Below are 17,672 nucleotides of genomic sequence, written 5' to 3'. Positions count from 1 at the left end.
CAGGCAGAGCTACCCTTGCTCCCTTTTGGGAAACGCCGAAACCATTTCTCCGGCTCGATGTTGGATATCCATGTCCAACAACGTTCTAAAAGGGCGCAAATGCACCTCCGCTTTGAGCATAAAAGACTTAAAAATTTGTAAATATATCCTAATCTAAATTAGTTCTTAAGGATATAATTGTCGGTACGCCCTCTATATTTACTTCACTAGGATGGTCAATCAAAATGCTTGTAACGATTATAAATTCGTTAGCGTCTAAAGGGCAATAATCAATGATTTCACCAACTTCGCGCTGATTTAAATCAAAAAGTTTATTTCCAGCATTTATTGGTGTATGTATCTGAATTCTGAAAACCGCTAAACGATGTTTTAATTTAGCTCGATAATGAGTACGAGCAATAATCTCTTGTCCTTTATAACAGCCTTTGTCAAAACTAATATAACCTTGTTGGTGAAGTTCAATTCTATGAGGTAAAAATAGACCGCGTGTGTCAGGGTAAATTTCAATTTTGCCTATACCAGTTTGTAGCCTATGCCAAGCTAAAGAGCCTTGAAATCGTTGAGTGCTTATAAAAGGCGCTACTAAAGAGTCATGGTTGGCTACAGGACTTAGAATTATAAAATAGCTCTCTTCAATACAATAATAATAATTATCATTATGAACAGTTAAGGCATTTTTTTCTTTAGGTAGATTAAGAATAATGGGTGATTGTTCTTCTGAATTACCTAAATAAAAGCCATAAACTCTGTAATTAGTGTTAACCTCTAGCTTAACCCGCGATAACATGGCCGCTTTATTTAAACTGATTAACGTAGCAGCAATTAAGTCTTTAGGTAAAATCAACTGATAGTTTGCTATCTTAATGACATCTAACAAGGCCTGGATACGTCCTTTCAGATTACACAAAGCCCCCTGACGCATAGTATGAAGATTAACTTTTCGAACATCACAGGTAAGTTGCCCTTGTAAAAAAGTTTCAGCTTGATTGCCTTCAACGTTAAGCACAGCTAAATAAGCTAAATCAAATAGATAATTTTTGTCTTTTTTTAATAATAACTCATGCTTATATTCAGAGAAAATTGTATAAGGGCGGGTATTGATAACATAATTCATTTGATTCATAAGTAAGCTAATTCTTAATTGCGATAGTTACAAAGTTTAGTGTAAGATAACTGCTTTTGACAATGAAAAGACAATGATTGATGAGGTGCGTAAAGCTAAAATTAAGTGGCAATGTCGGCGAGGAATGCTTGAGCTTGATATATTGCTAAATCGTTTTATTGAACAATCATTAGAGAAGTTATCAGCTAGTCAAATCACAGCTTTTGAGCACTTACTTACTACTGCTGATCCCGAATTATACTGTTGGTTAATGGGCAGTGAAAAACCAGCTAATAAGGAGTTATTAGCCCTTGTCGAACTTATCCAGATGTATCATTGAATTAAATAAATCAACTATTTATTTACGTCTAAGTGTTATTGTTTACTCCTTTTCTGCTTATATGGTACTTAATAGTCAATTGTGGTGGTTTATTAAAAGCAGTTTAGTTTTTTATTTAATAATTACCCTTATCTCTATATATGCTAATCCTATCCCATACTCCTATGTTATAAAGTTATTTTTTTCAAATAATGAGTGGTTTTTGAATAATCAATTTAGTGATGAAATTAGATATCAGAAACACAAAATAATTTTAGATTGTGGCCTTTTTTTTCTCTTAAAGCTAATAAGTTATGAAAAAAATAAAGTTCTAATTATTTTTTCAGATCAGCTAACTAATAATGATTATCGAGCATTAAAATTAATTGAGAAAATATACTAAGATAGGTATAATAATTTTATTAAATTTATCAATAAGTTATCTAAATAAATCTAGTGATTTAAGGGACAATTATGGCTTTACCAGATGAAAATCAGTATATAATTTCTACTCTTTTTAAGGCAGGCAGTGTTAGAGATCATAATATGATTGATACCTTATTAAAAATAAAAGGTATAAGCTTAAATATGGTAAATGAACAAGGTAAAACTTTTATTGCTACTTGGTGTGAAGCTGAAAAAGAGTTTTGTTTCTTCTCGGAAAGAATAAGGGATTTAAAAAAAATTGAATTCTGGCTTACTTCTGGTCAAATTGACCTTTCTTTTAAATCTCAAGGAGTAGATATCCTTAAATGGTGTATAAAAATCATAACTAGATTTGGTTCTACAAGTTCTGAGGATTTACATTTAGATTTTGCTAGAAAAGTCATCTTATTTTTACCCACTAATCGAGAATTATCACAAAGCTATAGTATCTTGCTACCTGAAACTGTAAAAAGTAGTTATACGCTTAGCTTAACAGACGCGTTATTATCTCTTCCTGATATAGATATTCACCAAAAAGGGGATGACAATAAAGATGCTTTCCAAATTGCTCTAGAAAATAAAAATATCAAAGCAATTAATATTTTATCTAAAGCACTAAATCTTTCTAAGGATACTCATTCTCAATTAAAGTTAAGTACTAAACCAAATTTTACATTAGAAGCATTAAAGTTAATGATTTTAGAAGCTTATGCTCTTCTTTTTAACAATAAAACTAACGAATTTAATGAATTATTAGTAAAATTAAATATTTGTGCATTACATTTATTTGAAGAATCAGCAGCATACCCCAACAATTTTCCTGAATTATTATTTGAATTATCAAATAATTTATCTACCATAAAAAATGGTGAATTTGACAATACAGCTTACGCTTTAAAAAAAGTAGCTGCAGAGCTAGGATATAATCGAGCGCAAAATATAATTAATAATTTTTCTGAACAAAAGAAACCTGAACACATAAAAAAACTAACTTTACAACCAAACTATCAAGATGAGGCAAAATCAATTATAAAACCTGCGTCTCAAGGAAAATCAATACATAGATTTTTTCAACACTTTGTTTCTAAATCAAAAGGAAAGGTCTTGGGTGATTCGCAAACAACTATAAAACAAGTCCTTAATACGATGAATAAATAAAGTCTAGGACCCAATTTATTGCCGTGATTAATGTGTCTGATATTGTATGAAATTCAAAATTATTTGAATTCTCAATAGAGGACATGAAACTTATACATTGGGGCTACTAAGTTACAAGCGCTAGTATTTAATCTGCAGCTGAACAGTTAATATAAGAAAAAAAGTTTATTTGGTCTCCAATTTTTCCAATATAAGTTTACTTCTAAATCAGTTATAGAAACTTTAATATTTAGATTTTATTCATTATCAAGCTTAGTCAGTCCTTAGCAAAAGAAATACAAAAAGACCATCAACCTTACTAAAGAAGTATGCTAGAATGCAGCCAAATAAATTTCTAAAGATTTAAAAAACTATGCTGCAAAGTGATCGCTTAATAAGTGCTAACGCTGCGCCAACAGAGGATGCAATTGAACGCGCTATTCGTCCTTTATGCCTTGAAGATTACATTGGGCAGGAGGCTGTTCGCCAGCAAATGCGTATTTTTATTGATGCAGCAAAAAATAGACGTGATGCACTTGATCACGTTTTAATTTTTGGTCCACCGGGGTTAGGAAAAACAACACTGGCTGGAATTATTGCCCATGAACTTGGTGTTAATCTAAAACAAACCTCAGGTCCTGTTCTTGAAAGGGCGGGCGATATTGCAGCACTGTTGACTAACCTTGAAGAAAATGATGTATTGTTTATTGATGAAATACACCGCTTAAATCCAGTCATTGAAGAAATACTTTATCCAGCTATGGAAGACTATAAGCTTGATATTATGATTGGCGAAGGTCCTGCTGCGCGCTCAATAAAATTAGAACTTCCACCGTTTACTTTAATTGGCGCAACAACCCGAGCAGGGTCATTGACCTCGCCTTTACGCGACCGTTTTGGTATTGTACAGCGATTAGAGTTTTACTCTATTGACTCATTAACACAGATTGTATCGCGTTCAGCACGCTTATTGAAAGTTACCACGGATGATAAGGGTGCACAAGAAATTGCTATGCGTTCACGTGGTACTCCACGTATTGCTAATCGACTCTTAAGACGAGTTCGTGATTATGCTGAAGTATGTGGAAAAGGGATAATAACTTTAGAAATAGCCAAGCTTGCTTTAAAAATGTTGGATGTAGATCAGCATGGTTTTGACGTGATGGATAGAAAGCTATTGCTTGCTGTTATAGAGCGATTTGCGGGCGGGCCGGTTGGCGTTGAAAGTATTGCTGCGGCGATTGGTGAGGAGAAAGGAACTATTGAAGATGTTATTGAGCCTTATTTGATTCAGCAAGGCTTTTTAATGCGTACTGCTCGAGGCCGAGTAGCAACTCAATTAGCTTACCAACATTTTGGAATAATTACGCCTGCTAGCGAGTCGCCAGTTAATGAGTCTTAAATAGATTTATAAACTGATTTACTAAAGGCTACAGACTTAAATTGAAGACTTTTATTTAATTAGTCACTTAAATGACTAAATGGGTAATTTAAATATTTTTAACGAAGCTATTGGGCTTTGTAAGTCCGTAAACATATCGTATATAGTTGGAGGAATAAAACATGGGTAGTCATGCCAGTGTTTTGGGATATTTTTTACAAGCAGGGATTGTAGTAAAAGTGGTAATGCTTCTCTTACTAATAGCATCTATTTTTTCTTGGACGCTTATTCTGCAGCGAGCCTGGTATTTTAAGCGTAAAAAATATGAATCTAAAGCGTTTACTAAACGTTTTTGGGAAAGCAATGATTTAAGTAAGCTATACACAGATATTGATAGCAATCCTAGGCAGAAAAAAGGGCTGGCCGCAATTTTTCATGCAGGCTTTAAAGAGTATATTCGGGTAAGAAAAAATGGCATTGTAGCACTTGAGCCTATTCAACGGGTAATGCAAATTACTTATGCTAAAGAAGCAACTAAATTAGAGCGTCATCTACCTTATTTCGCTTCAGTGGGCTCTATTGCACCTTATATTGGGTTATTTGGTACTGTATGGGGAATTATGACCTCGTTTCAAGCATTAGGTCAGGTACAGCAAGCGACCATTGCAATGGTGGCGCCTGGAATTTCTGAAGCCTTGATTGCAACTGCATTAGGTCTATTTACCGCTATTCCTGCTGTTATTGCTTATAATCGTTACTCAACGCGAGCAAATAGTTTGTTAAATGAATATGATTTATTTCAAGATGAATTAGTTGCCTTAATAGAACAACAAACGGCCGCTAGAGGGTAATATGTTAAGAAAAAAGAGAACTAGTATTCGGCCAGTAGCTGAAATTAATGTCGTTCCATATATTGATGTTATGCTTGTTTTATTAGTTATTTTCATGATAACAGCACCTATGTTAACGCAAGGTGTCACGGTTGAGCTGCCTAAGGCTGCTAGTGAGTCGTTATCTTCTAGCGAGCGTGAGCCAGTTATTGTCTCGGTTAATCAGCAAGGGGAATATTTCTTAAATATTCATAGCCAACCTAACATGCCTATTGAACCACATACTTTAATGGTACGAGTAGCTGCAGAATTAGAATTAGCCAAACAAACCCATCAAGCCATACATGTTCTTGTTAAGGGCGATCAAGGGGTTAGTTATGGTAAAGTGGTGATGGCCATGGGCCTATTAAAACAAGCAGGTGCTGAACAAGTTGGCTTATTAACCGATTCTATAGGCCAAATACAGGAGAGCCAAGGATGAGCGACAATAGTTATCGTAAATCATTTTTTGCAGCTCTTAGTCTGCATCTTGCTTTAGGCTTCGTATTATTAATAGAGTCAATGAGTTCTAGGCCAGTTTTAGTAAAAGAAACTGAAAATAAACCTGGGCAAATTATGCCGGCAGAAGTAATTAACCAGCCAAAACAGGAAATCGTGAAAGCAGTTAGTGTTGATAGTCAAGAAGTCATGGCTGCTGTTAATCAATTAAAAGAAGACCGCGCGCGCGAAAAAAAAGCAGAGCAAGCGCATCAATTAGCGCTTAAAAAACAGGCTGAAGCAGCCCGTAAAGCTCGCATACAAGAGCAGCAGCGCTTAGCTAAATTAAAGGAAGAGGCTGCTAAATTAGTACTTGCTAAAAAGAAAGAGCTTGAAGAGGAGCAAAAAAGATTAAAACAATTAGCATTGCAAAAAGAGCAAGAAGCTAAGCATTTAGAAGAGCTTAAAAATAAACAAAAACAATTAGAACAAAAACAGCAGCTTGAGTCAGAAAAGTTAGCTAGGCTTGAGAAAAAAAATATTGAAGAGCAACTTAGACTGGCAAAAGTAGAACAAGAAAAAAAAGAAAAAGAAGAGCTTGAAAAAGAAGCAAAAATAGAAGCAGAAAAACAACGAGCTCTTCTTGCAGCGCAGGATGCAGCGCAAAAAGCCAAAATTGCTGGAGAAGTTGATAAATATAAAGCTATGATAGTTAATGCCATTAGTCGCCAATGGATTTTACCTGACAATGTAGATAGTAGCTTATCTAGTCAATTTCGCATCCGCTTAGCGCCGAATGGTGAAGTATTAGAAGCAAGCCTTATGCGTAGCAGCGGCGATCCGGTGCTAGATCGCTCAGCGCAAACCGCTATTTACAAAGCCTCACCATTGCCTGTGCCAACTGATCCAACAACATTTAATTTATTTCGTGATATCAGTTTAACCGTAAGACCAGAAAACGTTAGGGGGTAGGTAATGGTTAACCGCATTGCAGCATTACTGTTTTTAGTTTTTGCTAAGTCTTTATTTGCACTTGATTTAGAATTGACACAAGGTGTTAATTCAGCGTTACCCATTGCGATAAATTCTTTTGGTAACGATAATGCAAGTCAAGAGTTTACAAAGGTAGTTAATAACGATTTACATTTTTCAGGCCGCTTTAAATTAGTAAATTTGCCCGCTGATTTAACAGAGGAAGTTCCTTTTAATGTATGGCGCCAAGCAGGTGCTGATAGTTTGTTAACAGGTCATGTTGCTAAAACAGGTTTTAATCACTATGAAGTAAGCTTTAGATTAGTCGATGCGGTAGCACAAGGTCGGGTATTGTTAAGTCATACCTTTCAAGTCAGTAGCAACCAACTCCGTCCTTTAGCGCATCATATTAGTGATTTAGTATATGAAAAATTAACTGGTGAGCGCGGTGTTTTTTCAACTCGTATTGCTTATGTATTAGTACAACGGCAGGGTGGGCGGTCAAGATATGCACTTGAAATTGCAGATGTTGATGGCTATAACCCGCAAAGTCTACTTATTTCCTCAGCGCCAATTATGTCACCCTCATGGTCCCCTGATGGTAAACAAATTGCTTATGTTTCTTTTGAAAAGAAAAAAGCGCAAGTTTTTATTGTTAACGTTGCAACTGGGCGAAGAACATTAGTGACTGATTTTGCTGGTATAAATGGTGCTCCAGCTTGGTCGCCTGATGGGCGTCAGCTTGCCGTAGTTCTTTCTAAAGGTGGAAATCCAAAAATATATAGTGTTGATTTAACCAATGGTAGTTTAAAGCAGCTTACCTTTGGTGAAGCGATTGATACAGAACCGCGATTTGCTCCTGACGGCCGTTCGTTACTATTTACCTCTGGCCGTGGTGGCTCGCCTCAAATTTATAGATTATCACTTGCCGATGGCAGTATTAACCGGGTAACCTATGAAGGTAATTACAATGCTCGTGCATCTTATACACCTGATCAAAAATATATTGTTATGCTTCATCGGGATGAAAGTAATCGCTTTAATATTGCTACGCAAGAAGCTGATAAAAGTTATGTAAATCAGTTAACCTCCGCACCGTTAGCTGAATCACCTTCAGTTTCACCGAATGGGCGCTTAATTTTATATGCAACGCAATTTCAAGACAAAGGTGTATTAGGAATGGTGTCAATTGATGGTCGAGTTAAAGTGCGCCTTCCTATACGCGATGGAGATGTACAAGAGCCAGCTTGGTCACCTTATTTAGGATAGAAAATGAGAAAAAGAATTTCACTAGTTGCAGCTTTAAGTTTAGGATTAAGTCTTAGTGCTCATGCTTGGAATAGTTTAGGTCATCGTTTAGTAGCTCAAATTGCCTATGATCAGTTAACACCGCAAGCAAAGCAACTTTATGATTCTTATAACCACGAACTTGATCAAGTTTATGGGAGAAGATCACTTGTTAGCTCGGCACCTTGGTTAGATAGGTTACGCTATCGTAATGAATTATGGTTACAGGCGCTGCACTTCATAGATATTCCCTATTCAATTGATAATACTCCTACTGTCGAACCTGATAAAGTTAATGCGGTTTATGCTATTAACGAAGCTATTTCTATTTTAAAAAGCAAAACAACATCTACTTATGATAAAGGTTTTAGCTTACGTGTTCTTTTACATGTTATTGGTGATATTCATCAACCCATGCATGCTGTCAGTTTATACAGTAAGAATTATCCTAATGGGGATAAAGGCGGAAATTTAGTTAAATTAGCAGCTAATTCAGTGGGTGATAACTTACATGCTTATTGGGATAATGGCGGTGGCTATTTAAAAAAGCGCTATTCACCTAAAACTATCGCAAAACAAGCCCAGCTTCTGCAAAAGCGCTGGCCGTGCAGTGCGAATACTGAATTATTAAGTCCAGAGCAGTGGGCTGAAGAATCGCATCAATTAGCAGTTGAATTAGCTTATTTAATAAAAGAAGGTGAACAACCCTCTAAAGCCTATGAACATACTGTTAAGGCAACCGTTAAGCAGCGCTTGGCAACAGCAGGATGTCGCCTTGGAAATTTATTAAATCAGGTTGCTAAAAATTAATCATTGTATTTATTGATTTTTGCAAAAATAATGCTCACAATTGGCAAATTTTAATTTTTCTTGAGCTAAAGAAACCAATTAATCTTGTGAGCATTGCAATGACTTATACCACTGTAGCTGATAGTCCTCTAGGCCAATTACTTTTATTAATAGAATCTAAATTACAATTAGCTTATAACGATGCTGCTTCAAAAGCTAAAAGAAATGAATCTTCAAGCGAAACTGCTAGTCAAGTTGAAAAATTATTGGACTTAGTCAAGCAAGGCCGAGAAATCTTAAATGTTTATAATAATGGTAAAGCGCCTAACTTTACTGATGTACTCCTTCTACCAAAATTATGGAGCTTTAGAAGTAAGATTCAAAGTTTAGAGAGCGCTGCTTATAAGAATCGCCATGTTAGTATTGAACCACTGGTAGAGTTATGTATGAAGGGATTCGTCAAAACTCTGCAGCAGCAAGATCTTTCTTCTTTGGAGCAAACCGTTGCACAATTGCCAGCAAAATTAAATTCCTCGCTTTCCGGTTTTAATAATGGCTTAATTTCCAAAGTTATCATTGTTGATATTTTTAAAGAGTTAGATTTTAATCCATTTAACTTAGATTACTTTAAAAATAAAGCCAATGATTTTCCAAAAGAGTTTGCTAAACTTTTTGCCGAAAAATATCATCAAAAATTAGCGTCAAAATCACCTCTTTATCGTTACGATTTTCCCATTAATAATCCTATTTTATTAGAAATAGGGCTTGATTTAGCTAATACCTTATTGCATTTACCAAAAGATAAATTACAAGATATTATTTCTTTTTTAAGTCCTGAAGCGATTGAACAGACAGCTAAACTTGCAAAAAAAACGTTAGTTCATCAAGGTAATTTTATTTTTAAAGATAATGATACTAAAAAAGAATATGACGTTAATGCGCTTTATAATCAATATATCACTTTAATTCCCGGGCTAATTAATACCGCAATTTTCAATTATATTAATGATTTTGCTGACACGCCGAAAGTAAAAAGTGAAAAAGCTAAAGCAGAATTAATTTGTAAAACTATAGAGAGCTTAAACCAAGAATTATTTACAGCAATTCAAGCCCTTTTGCAACAAAGTGATGAGTTAGCACAACCTGAAGAATCGATGTCAAAGTCAGAGACTTTATTACATCAATTAATACAACGATTAGATCAACTAAATAAGATGACTTCTGAAAGCTTAGAAAAGCTAGCAAAGTGTAAAGAGGATCTTTTAACTAAATTTAAAACAACTAATCTTGATACTGAAATACATGCTAATTCAGCGCCAACTGAACTAAAATCTTTGTTAGAAGACTTTGCTAGAGAAAAACTTGATCTTAATTTTGTTAAACAGCCCCTCCTTAATATGCAATTTATTAAAATTTCAGATAAAGATGCGGTATTAATGACCGTTAGGGAATACATTAATAACGTTTTTGATAAATTTAAAAAAGAAATTGAACAGTCACTTAATAGAACCAAAACTACTACAACCCAAAGACTTAATCAAACGTGGCAAGCGTGGGTTCAGCAACAAAAGGAAAAACATTCCCAAACAATAGAAAGTATTACTAGAGCTTGTGATGAAATTCAAGCTAAGGCTAGTCAAATTAAATTTGAGCTAGGTGCTCTTCCAGAGGATTTAGATCGTAAAGAAGAATATTTCAATCTAAAAGTTGCAGAGTTAGAAAATAAAAACAAAGAGCTACAGGTACTACAACAAGATTTGAATTTAGAAGAAAAGAAATTAATAGAACTTAGTGAAAATGTTAATGTTCCAGAAGAGTTCGTTTCACAATTTGGTAATCGATTCCAAAAAGAAATTCATAATTTATATGATACAAAGATAAATTATTTAGAAGAAATAAAATCGGTTATTAAAATTATTGAAATTAATTTACTGGAACATGATAAAAATTTGAAAAAAATTAATGAAAAAATTCAATTTGAAAAAACAGTAAATGAAGGAAATACTGACGAGCTTAAGAGCATTTTAAATGATAAATTACAAATACTTCATGATTTACATAAAGACTTTAATTCACAACAATTACAGATTAAACAAGATGAATTAAAAACATTTCAAACACCCAAACCAAAAGAAAATTTAGAAAATTTACAAAAAAAATTCAATGATAAATTGTTGTCTTTTAAAGAAGAATTAGAAAATTTCTATAAGCCCTTAACTATTCTTAATATCAATGTACCAGCAAGCCAAAGGCAAGATATTGTAGAAATTTTAGAAAGTTTGGCTGTATCCGATCAGCGTGAGGTTATAAAATGTATTAAGAATTTTGGATTATTACATGAAGAAAATACCGCAAGCCAAGGTTTAGTTGAGCTTTACAAAATTTACAAATGGATAGAGGATGAATTAAAACCAGCAGCAAAACAAAATTTATCTACGCAACAAGTTGAAAATTTATTAGTGAAAACTAAAGAATTTAATAATCCTCATGTGGTGAAATTATTTTTTGAGATTATTTGCCCAGACATCAAAGTAACTAATGCTAATCATTGGCAAGAATTTTACTTAAGCTTAAGAAAAATTTATCATCCCTCTATTCTTACCAGTGAAGCGACTAAAGCGCAAAATAAATTAAAATTAGAAAAATTAACTGATTTAGCAGACGCTACTTATAAAACTTTATTAGCGAAAGAACCTTTAGAGAAAATTATAAACACTTTAACTAATATTGAAGAAGAGCTTTCCCAAATAAAAGTAGACATTACCAATTTAGAACGAGAAACACAATTAGAAGAGGAAATTAGTATTTTATTAAAAAAAGAAAAGCAGCTATTTAATTTAAATCAGACTAGCATCATTTTAGGTAAACTAATTATCGCCTCTGAAGAAATTCAAGTTTTAAACCAAGAAATTAACTCTTTAAAGGAAAAATTAAATACTTCTTCTGAATTTTTAACTCAATTTACAGAAATTAATGTAACCATTGAAGCATTATTAAAAAGCTTAAAAACTATTGCAAATGAATTACAAGACTTAAATTCTTTGTTACATTTTAATGATACAAAGGACTATGAAAGTAAATGTATGAAGCTTAGCAATGTATGTTTAACATTGCAAAGTGAGTTAACTAAACTAGCTAATAGTTATCAGGAAAGGGTTACAGAAGAATTTAACTTAAAGCTTAAAAATTTACAGCATTTTGAAGAAGAATTTAAAGAGGCTAGCCAGAATTATTTAATAAGCAAAACTCCTACGACAGATAAACTAAATGTATTACTTAAACAGCTTAGCGAATTGTCTCAAGAAATTAATAAATTTAAAGTACAAACAAAGGTAATAACAGAAAAACATCAATCTGCTTTTGATCTTTCATCTGATACATATATTGCAATTAATGAATTTTCAGAATCAAACAAAGCAGAGCTTTTAACTAAAAAGATGCTTGATTATATAGACGAATTAATTCAGCAAGCTCAAGATAAAAGTGATCAATTAATTATTAATATTAATAATGTTCATAAGAAAGATTGTAATAAATCCTATAGACAATTAATAAATGACGCAGGTTATTTAATCAATAAAGCTAGCTATGAGATGGCTAATCTAAAAAATAGCTTATCTAATAATTATTTAACAGAAAATTTAAATTTAGCTAAAATTATTAAGCCATTAGAAGGGCGGATTAAAAAAATTCAAATTGAAGTCGATGCCAAAAGTGGCTGTATAACAAGTGCTTATATTCGTATTCAAAAACGCAAGGAATTAGCTAATTTCTTTAAACAAGAATTAGATAATTATTTAATTAATCGTGCCAAACGTTTTAATGTTAAAGACAACTTGACTGCTAAGGATAGCAAGGCGCGTAGATTATTTATAAAGGGATCAGAAAAAACCAAGGGACTTGAGCAACTTTTAGATGATTTTATATTAAAAGGAGATTCTAGAGCGCTCTTAGAGTTTATTAATATTAATAAAACTAGTCTTCCAGGCTACCATTTACAGCCTCTAGTAAATCGCTTAACTATAGCTATTAAGAATTATGAAAAAATAATACCTATCAATTATAGTAGTGATTTAACAGCTGAAGTTTATATACCTTCGCTAAATGTTGCTGATGCAAAAAATGTTTTAGAACATTTACAACAAAATATAGAAACTAAAGCTTTAGCTGTAGAAATAGAAAAGTTATATCAAGCAATTGAAACAATGTATGATTATGGTGTTAGATTAAAAGATGAGGCAGTTATAGCTAAGAATATAAAAGAGAGTTCAGCGCAAACTGTTATTAATTTAGCAAATGACTTGAAAGAAAATTTAGATGAATTTTTAGTGAAAAACGAAACGACTCTTCAAGAAGGAGGTCCAGCGCGTAAGCAGTTATTGCAATCCTTTCAACAAGATTTTAAGACGCTGCTCCATAGTGAAGATGATCATTTAAGTGAGCATCATGGTGAGGCTTGGAAGCGCATTGTCGCTAATATAGCTTTAAGTGTATTTACACTTATAAAGCTTACAGTAAGCAAATTAACTACCAATCAAGCAAGCTTTTTCTTCCAGCAAACAGAGCGCTTGAAGAAAGTAGATGCGGTAGAACATTCATTAGATGCAGTAGTTGCCAGCGCAGCTTTAATATAACAATGGTAGCCTGGGTGCAACGAAGTGAAACCCGGGTTTCGGCCTAGGCCTTCACCCAGGCTACAATTGCCACAGTGCATTAGAGTAGGTTGGACCTTGGCCCAACAACTTATGTAATTATTTATCAGTATTGTAGCCTGGGTGTAACGAAGTGAAACTCAGGTTTCGGCCCATGGCCTTCACCCAGGTTACATTTGTTGCAGTGCAAGTGCTTTAGCTATTATGTAAATTAGACTGGAGAATTTTGTGCTAGATCAGTTACAACCACTTACAATATTATTTTTTATTATTCTCTACTTAACGATACTTGTTTGCTTATACATTTTGCAAAAATTTATTCAAATACAACCAGAATACTTAAGAAAATTTATACATGCCGTTTGTGGTTTAACTTGCCTTACTTACCCTCTACTTTTTAATAACATTTTATCAGTCATCATTATTATGGGAGCGGCGATTGGATTTTTTTTATTTGTACGATTACCTTATCTTAAATCTATGTTTAATCCTGTTTTAAACTTAAGAGCATTTTCTTTAGGTGAAATCTACTTTCCAATTAGTATAATTCTTCTCTTTGGTTTGGCGAGAGAAAACTATTTAGAATTTGTAATACCTGTTTTAGTTCTTTCTTTAGCAGATGCGGCAGCAAGTATAGTGGGTATTAAATATCATTTTATTGAATATAAAATTTTTAATAATAAAAAATCTTTATCTGGTTCACTGGCTTTTTTTATAGTATGCCTTTTTTGCATGGCTATTCCAATTTATTTTTCTAATACTTCCATTCCTTTTATTTATTTACTTTTATTCGCGATTATTTTAACCCTCTTAGAAGGTATCTCTAGCAGAGGAATTGATAATTTAATCTTACCCGTTGTTACTTATTTAATGCTGCATTATTTTAGTTAAGCTGACAGCGCTATTTCTTAATGCATACATATGTCAAATTATTTAAGAGAAAATTTTACTACCCCTTAACGACTGGGGTAATAAAATTAATTTAAGCCTTAAGCTTGCTGCAATGATTTAATTACAGCGCCTAAAAAGCGTGTAGCTTCACCACCAGTAACTGCGCGATGATCAAAGCTTAGAGAAAGAGGTAGCATCTTATGAGCTTCAATTTTTCCATTAACTACTATTGGTGCTTCATATAGACGACCAACAGCAAGAATAGCAACGGTAGGAGGTACAATAATAGGGCTTGCAAAGCGGCCTGCAAATTTACCAAAATTTGAAAGTGTAATGGTAGCACCTTTTAAATCATCGGCAGGTACGGAGCGCTCACGTACTGTTTTTTTATAATCATTGATCTTTTGCCGTAATTCGTCTGGCGACAAGGTATCTGCATTATGAATAACAGGTACAAAAAGTCCGTCTTCAGTATCCATAGCTAAACCTAAATGTAGCTCTTTATGACACTTTCTGGCATTATGTAACGTATCAAACCAGGCATTTAAAGAAGGCTCTAATTGACAGGCTTCTTTTAATGCTTGAATAAGGCGTACAGTTATATCACTTTCGTTAGTCCAAGCTTGAATATCTGCTTCATCAAAAATAGTAACAGGTACCACATCACGATGAGATTGAATCATACTAGTTAGCATGGTTCTTCTAACACCTCGTAAAGCTTCAAAGCCTTCAGGTAACTGCGTTTGATTAAAAGCGGCTTTCTCAACGTCCTCACGAGTTATCATGCCATGTTCGCCACTACCTAGTAAGGTAGCTAAATTAACTCCTAATTTTTTAGCGAGCATTCGTACTGCAGGCGTTGCCTTATTGCGAGTAGTTGTATTATTGGAACCAATAGTAAAATTATCTTCACTAATATCATGGCTTTCTTCAAGGTTACCGACTACTGTTCCCTTATCTGCTTTAGCAGTGGTACTCGCTTCAAAAGCTACTAATGGAGTGCCAGTTTTTAGTACATCACCAGGCTTGCCATAAAGCTTAGCAATAACACCATCCTGTGGGCAGGGGACATCCACCACCGCTTTAGCTGTTTCCATGGATACTAGTGGTTGATCAGCTTTAACGGTATCACCTTCTTTTACAAACCATTCATGAATTTCTGCATCGGGTAACCCTTCACCTAAATCAGGTAAATTAAAAATATTCATTATTACTCCATTATGCTGATAATACTGTCTTTAATTCGTTTAATACTAGGAATGTAGTATTTTTCTAATTGAAAATAAGGCATTACTGTATCATAACCGGTTACCCGTTGTACGGGAGCAAGTAAGCTTTCTAAGCAGTTTTCCATTATTTGGGTTGCAATTTCTGCACCAACACCCCCTGTTTTTGCCCCTTCATGAACGATAACACAGCGGCCAGTTTTCTCTACAGAATTTAAAATAGTTTCTATATCTAGGGGTTTAATAGTAGCTACATCAATAACTTCGCAAGAAATTCCTTCTTCAGTTAATTGCTTTGCGGTTTGCATTGTTTCATGAATACTAGCACCCCAACTTACTAACGTTACATCTTCACCTTGCTGTAGGGTGAAACATTTACCAATGGGTAATGCTTCGCCATTATCTTCAACCGGTTGTTTAACTAAGCGATAAATACGTTTAGGCTCTAAAAAAACGACTGGATCAGGGTTTCTAATTGCGGCAAGCAATAAACCATAAGCGCGTCTAGGTGAAGAAGGAATGACAACTTGTAATCCAGGAATATGTGCAAATAAGGCTTCTGTACTTTCAGAATGATGCTCGGGCGCTCTAATGCCTCCGCCGAAAGGCGCACGAAAAACTAAAGGGCAATGCAATCGTCCGCGCGTACGATTACGCATTCTAGCGGCATGGGAGATTATTTGATTCATGGCTGGATAAATAAATCCCATAAACTGAAATTCAGCGACAGGTTTTAGACCTTGTATTGACATACCTATAGCAAGCCCTGCAATCATTGATTCAGCTAGTGGTGAATCAAATACGCGACGCTCGCCAAATTGCTCTTGTAAACCAAGAGTAGCCCGAAAGACACCACCGTTTTTACCAACATCCTCACCAAATACAATGACATCTTCATCATGAGCTAATTCATAAGCTAGCGCTTGGGTAACTGCCTCAACGAGCGTTATATCAGGCATGACCGGCTTCCTCCATTGCGATTGCGCGCTGTTCAATTAAATAATCAGGTAATTGAGCGTAATGATAATCAAAAGCGGTATTAACGGTTTGTGGTGGCCTACTTAAGTATTCATCAACTTGTTGCTGAACTATTTCATTACATTCAGTTAATAATTTTTCTTCTCGGCTTTCATCCCAAAGATTTTGCTCAAGTAAGAAATATTTTAATCGACAAACAGGCTCTTTTAATTGCGCCTCTTCTACTTCACATGCAGGTTGATACCGAGTTGCATCATCGGCTGTAGTATGATCACATAATCGATAAGTAACTGCCTCAATTAATGTTGGCCCTTCACCACGACGTGCTTTTTCTATGGCTTCAATCATTACATCACGGCAGGCAATAACGTCATTACCGTCAATTTGAATGCCTGTAAAACCCGCAGCAATCGCCTTTTGAGCAATAGTTTGACAAGCAGTTTGTTTAGATAAAGGTACAGAGATGGCCCAACGGTTATTATTTACAACAAAAACAACCGGTAATTTCCAAGCGCCTGCCACATTAATGGCTTCATAAAAATCGCCTTCTGAAGTACCACCTTCACCAATACATGTCACCGCAACTCTTGCTTGTTGACGATATTTAAAGGCAAAAGCCACACCAGTTGCATGCAGACACTGTGAAGCAATAGGTACACAAATAGGTAAATCTTCAGAATTACAACTAAACTGGCTACCACGCTCATCACCGCCCCAATAAGCTAAAATCTCTGCCATTTTAACGCCACGCTGTAATTGCGCCGCATAGTCACGGTAATAAGGAATTAAAACATCTTCTTTTTTCATGACATGGCCAATAGCAGTAGAAATAGCTTCTTGACCGTTAATAGGAGCATAGGTACCCATTCTACCTGTACGTTGCAATGCAATTGCTTTTTTATCAAATACTCGGGTTAAAACCATAATTCGATAAAGTTCTTGTAAGATAGATTGTTCTTTCGCCCAAGCTGGTAAGGGATGACATAACTTTCCATGTTCATCAATAAATTGCTTAAATGCTATTTCAAAACGTGCGATGACCGTCACACTAAGTCTCCTTTTCTAAGCATAGAGACATAGAATACTCATAAATTTTAATAAAAACCATCTTTAGAATTAAAAGGTAAATGAAATTAGGTGCAACGGAGAACTATGAATGTCGATAATAATATTTAGCTATAAGTCCGGTAATAATTTAGTTTTAA

At 34.4% G+C, this 17,672-nt stretch carries 15 protein-coding genes; 11 read left to right on the top strand and 4 right to left on the bottom strand.

Annotated elements, in window-relative coordinates; all coding sequences use genetic code 11:
• Nucleotides 1-148: 148 nt before the first annotated feature.
• Nucleotides 149-1,114 carry a YgfZ/GcvT domain-containing protein gene (locus tag ACNVED_RS09100; protein WP_419418710.1) on the bottom strand — a complete coding sequence of 322 codons (966 nt, stop codon included), beginning with the start codon at nt 1,112-1,114 and terminating at the stop codon, nt 149-151.
• Between the two features lie 85 nt (nt 1,115-1,199).
• Here ACNVED_RS09100 and ACNVED_RS09095 point away from each other — a divergent pair, with 85 nt between their 5' ends.
• The 11 genes from ACNVED_RS09095 (at nt 1,200) to ACNVED_RS09045 (ending at nt 14,263) form a co-directional block, all read left to right on the top strand.
• The gene (locus tag ACNVED_RS09095) at nt 1,200-1,442 is read left to right on the top strand and encodes a succinate dehydrogenase assembly factor 2 (RefSeq protein WP_419421165.1); all 243 of its coding nucleotides are present in this window, start codon (nt 1,200-1,202) and stop codon (nt 1,440-1,442) included.
• Nucleotides 1,414-1,824: a protein YgfX gene (locus ACNVED_RS09090; RefSeq protein WP_419418709.1), complete on the top strand. Its 411-nt coding sequence runs from the start codon at nt 1,414-1,416 to the stop codon at nt 1,822-1,824. The genes ACNVED_RS09095 and ACNVED_RS09090 overlap by 29 nt, the downstream gene beginning before the upstream one ends.
• A gap of 71 nt (nt 1,825-1,895) precedes the next feature.
• Complete coding sequence (locus ACNVED_RS09085; RefSeq protein ID WP_419418708.1) at nt 1,896-3,005, top strand: hypothetical protein; 1,110 nt, start codon at nt 1,896-1,898, stop codon at nt 3,003-3,005.
• 352 nt (nt 3,006-3,357) lie between these two features.
• Complete coding sequence (ruvB, locus tag ACNVED_RS09080; protein WP_419418707.1) at nt 3,358-4,386, top strand: Holliday junction branch migration DNA helicase RuvB; 1,029 nt, start codon at nt 3,358-3,360, stop codon at nt 4,384-4,386.
• A 161-nt stretch (nt 4,387-4,547) separates the two neighbouring features.
• Complete coding sequence (gene tolQ, locus ACNVED_RS09075) at nt 4,548-5,216, top strand: protein TolQ (protein WP_419418706.1); 669 nt, start codon at nt 4,548-4,550, stop codon at nt 5,214-5,216.
• A 1-nt stretch (nt 5,217) separates the two neighbouring features.
• Nucleotides 5,218-5,676: a protein TolR gene (tolR, locus tag ACNVED_RS09070; RefSeq protein ID WP_419418705.1), complete on the top strand. Its 459-nt coding sequence runs from the start codon at nt 5,218-5,220 to the stop codon at nt 5,674-5,676.
• Entirely contained in the window at nt 5,673-6,644 is a 972-nt protein-coding gene (gene tolA / locus ACNVED_RS09065; protein ID WP_419418704.1) for a cell envelope integrity protein TolA, read from the top strand. The genes tolR and tolA overlap by 4 nt, the downstream gene beginning before the upstream one ends.
• A 3-nt stretch (nt 6,645-6,647) precedes the next feature.
• Nucleotides 6,648-7,913 carry a Tol-Pal system beta propeller repeat protein TolB gene (gene tolB, locus ACNVED_RS09060; RefSeq protein ID WP_419418703.1) on the top strand — a complete coding sequence of 422 codons (1,266 nt, stop codon included), beginning with the start codon at nt 6,648-6,650 and terminating at the stop codon, nt 7,911-7,913.
• Between the two features lie 3 nt (nt 7,914-7,916).
• Nucleotides 7,917-8,741 (top strand): S1/P1 nuclease, encoded by an 825-nt coding sequence (locus ACNVED_RS09055; protein ID WP_419418702.1) that lies wholly within the window; start codon nt 7,917-7,919, stop codon nt 8,739-8,741.
• Nucleotides 8,742-8,839: 98 nt separating this feature from the next.
• Entirely contained in the window at nt 8,840-13,354 is a 4,515-nt protein-coding gene (locus ACNVED_RS09050; protein WP_419418701.1) for a hypothetical protein, read from the top strand.
• Nucleotides 13,355-13,600: 246 nt separating this feature from the next.
• The gene (locus tag ACNVED_RS09045) at nt 13,601-14,263 is read left to right on the top strand and encodes a diacylglycerol/polyprenol kinase family protein (RefSeq protein ID WP_419418700.1); all 663 of its coding nucleotides are present in this window, start codon (nt 13,601-13,603) and stop codon (nt 14,261-14,263) included.
• Between the two features lie 98 nt (nt 14,264-14,361).
• On the opposite strand, the gene ACNVED_RS09040 is transcribed toward ACNVED_RS09045, so the two are convergent.
• The 3 genes from ACNVED_RS09040 to pdhA are packed head-to-tail and all read right to left on the bottom strand — an operon-like array spanning nt 14,362 to nt 17,514.
• Entirely contained in the window at nt 14,362-15,471 is a 1,110-nt protein-coding gene (locus tag ACNVED_RS09040) for a dihydrolipoamide acetyltransferase family protein (protein ID WP_419418699.1), read from the bottom strand.
• Between the two features lie 2 nt (nt 15,472-15,473).
• Nucleotides 15,474-16,448, bottom strand: a complete 975-nt coding sequence (locus tag ACNVED_RS09035) for an alpha-ketoacid dehydrogenase subunit beta (RefSeq protein ID WP_419418698.1) — start codon at nt 16,446-16,448, stop codon at nt 15,474-15,476.
• The gene (gene pdhA, locus ACNVED_RS09030; RefSeq protein ID WP_419418697.1) at nt 16,441-17,514 is read right to left on the bottom strand and encodes a pyruvate dehydrogenase (acetyl-transferring) E1 component subunit alpha; all 1,074 of its coding nucleotides are present in this window, start codon (nt 17,512-17,514) and stop codon (nt 16,441-16,443) included. Before pdhA ends, ACNVED_RS09035 begins: the two co-directional genes overlap by 8 nt.
• Nucleotides 17,515-17,672: the final 158 nt, after the last annotated feature.

The sequence above is a fragment of the Legionella sp. D16C41 genome, assembly GCF_048541585.1.
Classification (GTDB): Bacteria; Pseudomonadota; Gammaproteobacteria; order Legionellales; family Legionellaceae; genus Legionella_C.
Note: the sequence above shows the minus strand (reverse complement) of the source record. Positions and strands in the feature narration are given on the sequence as shown.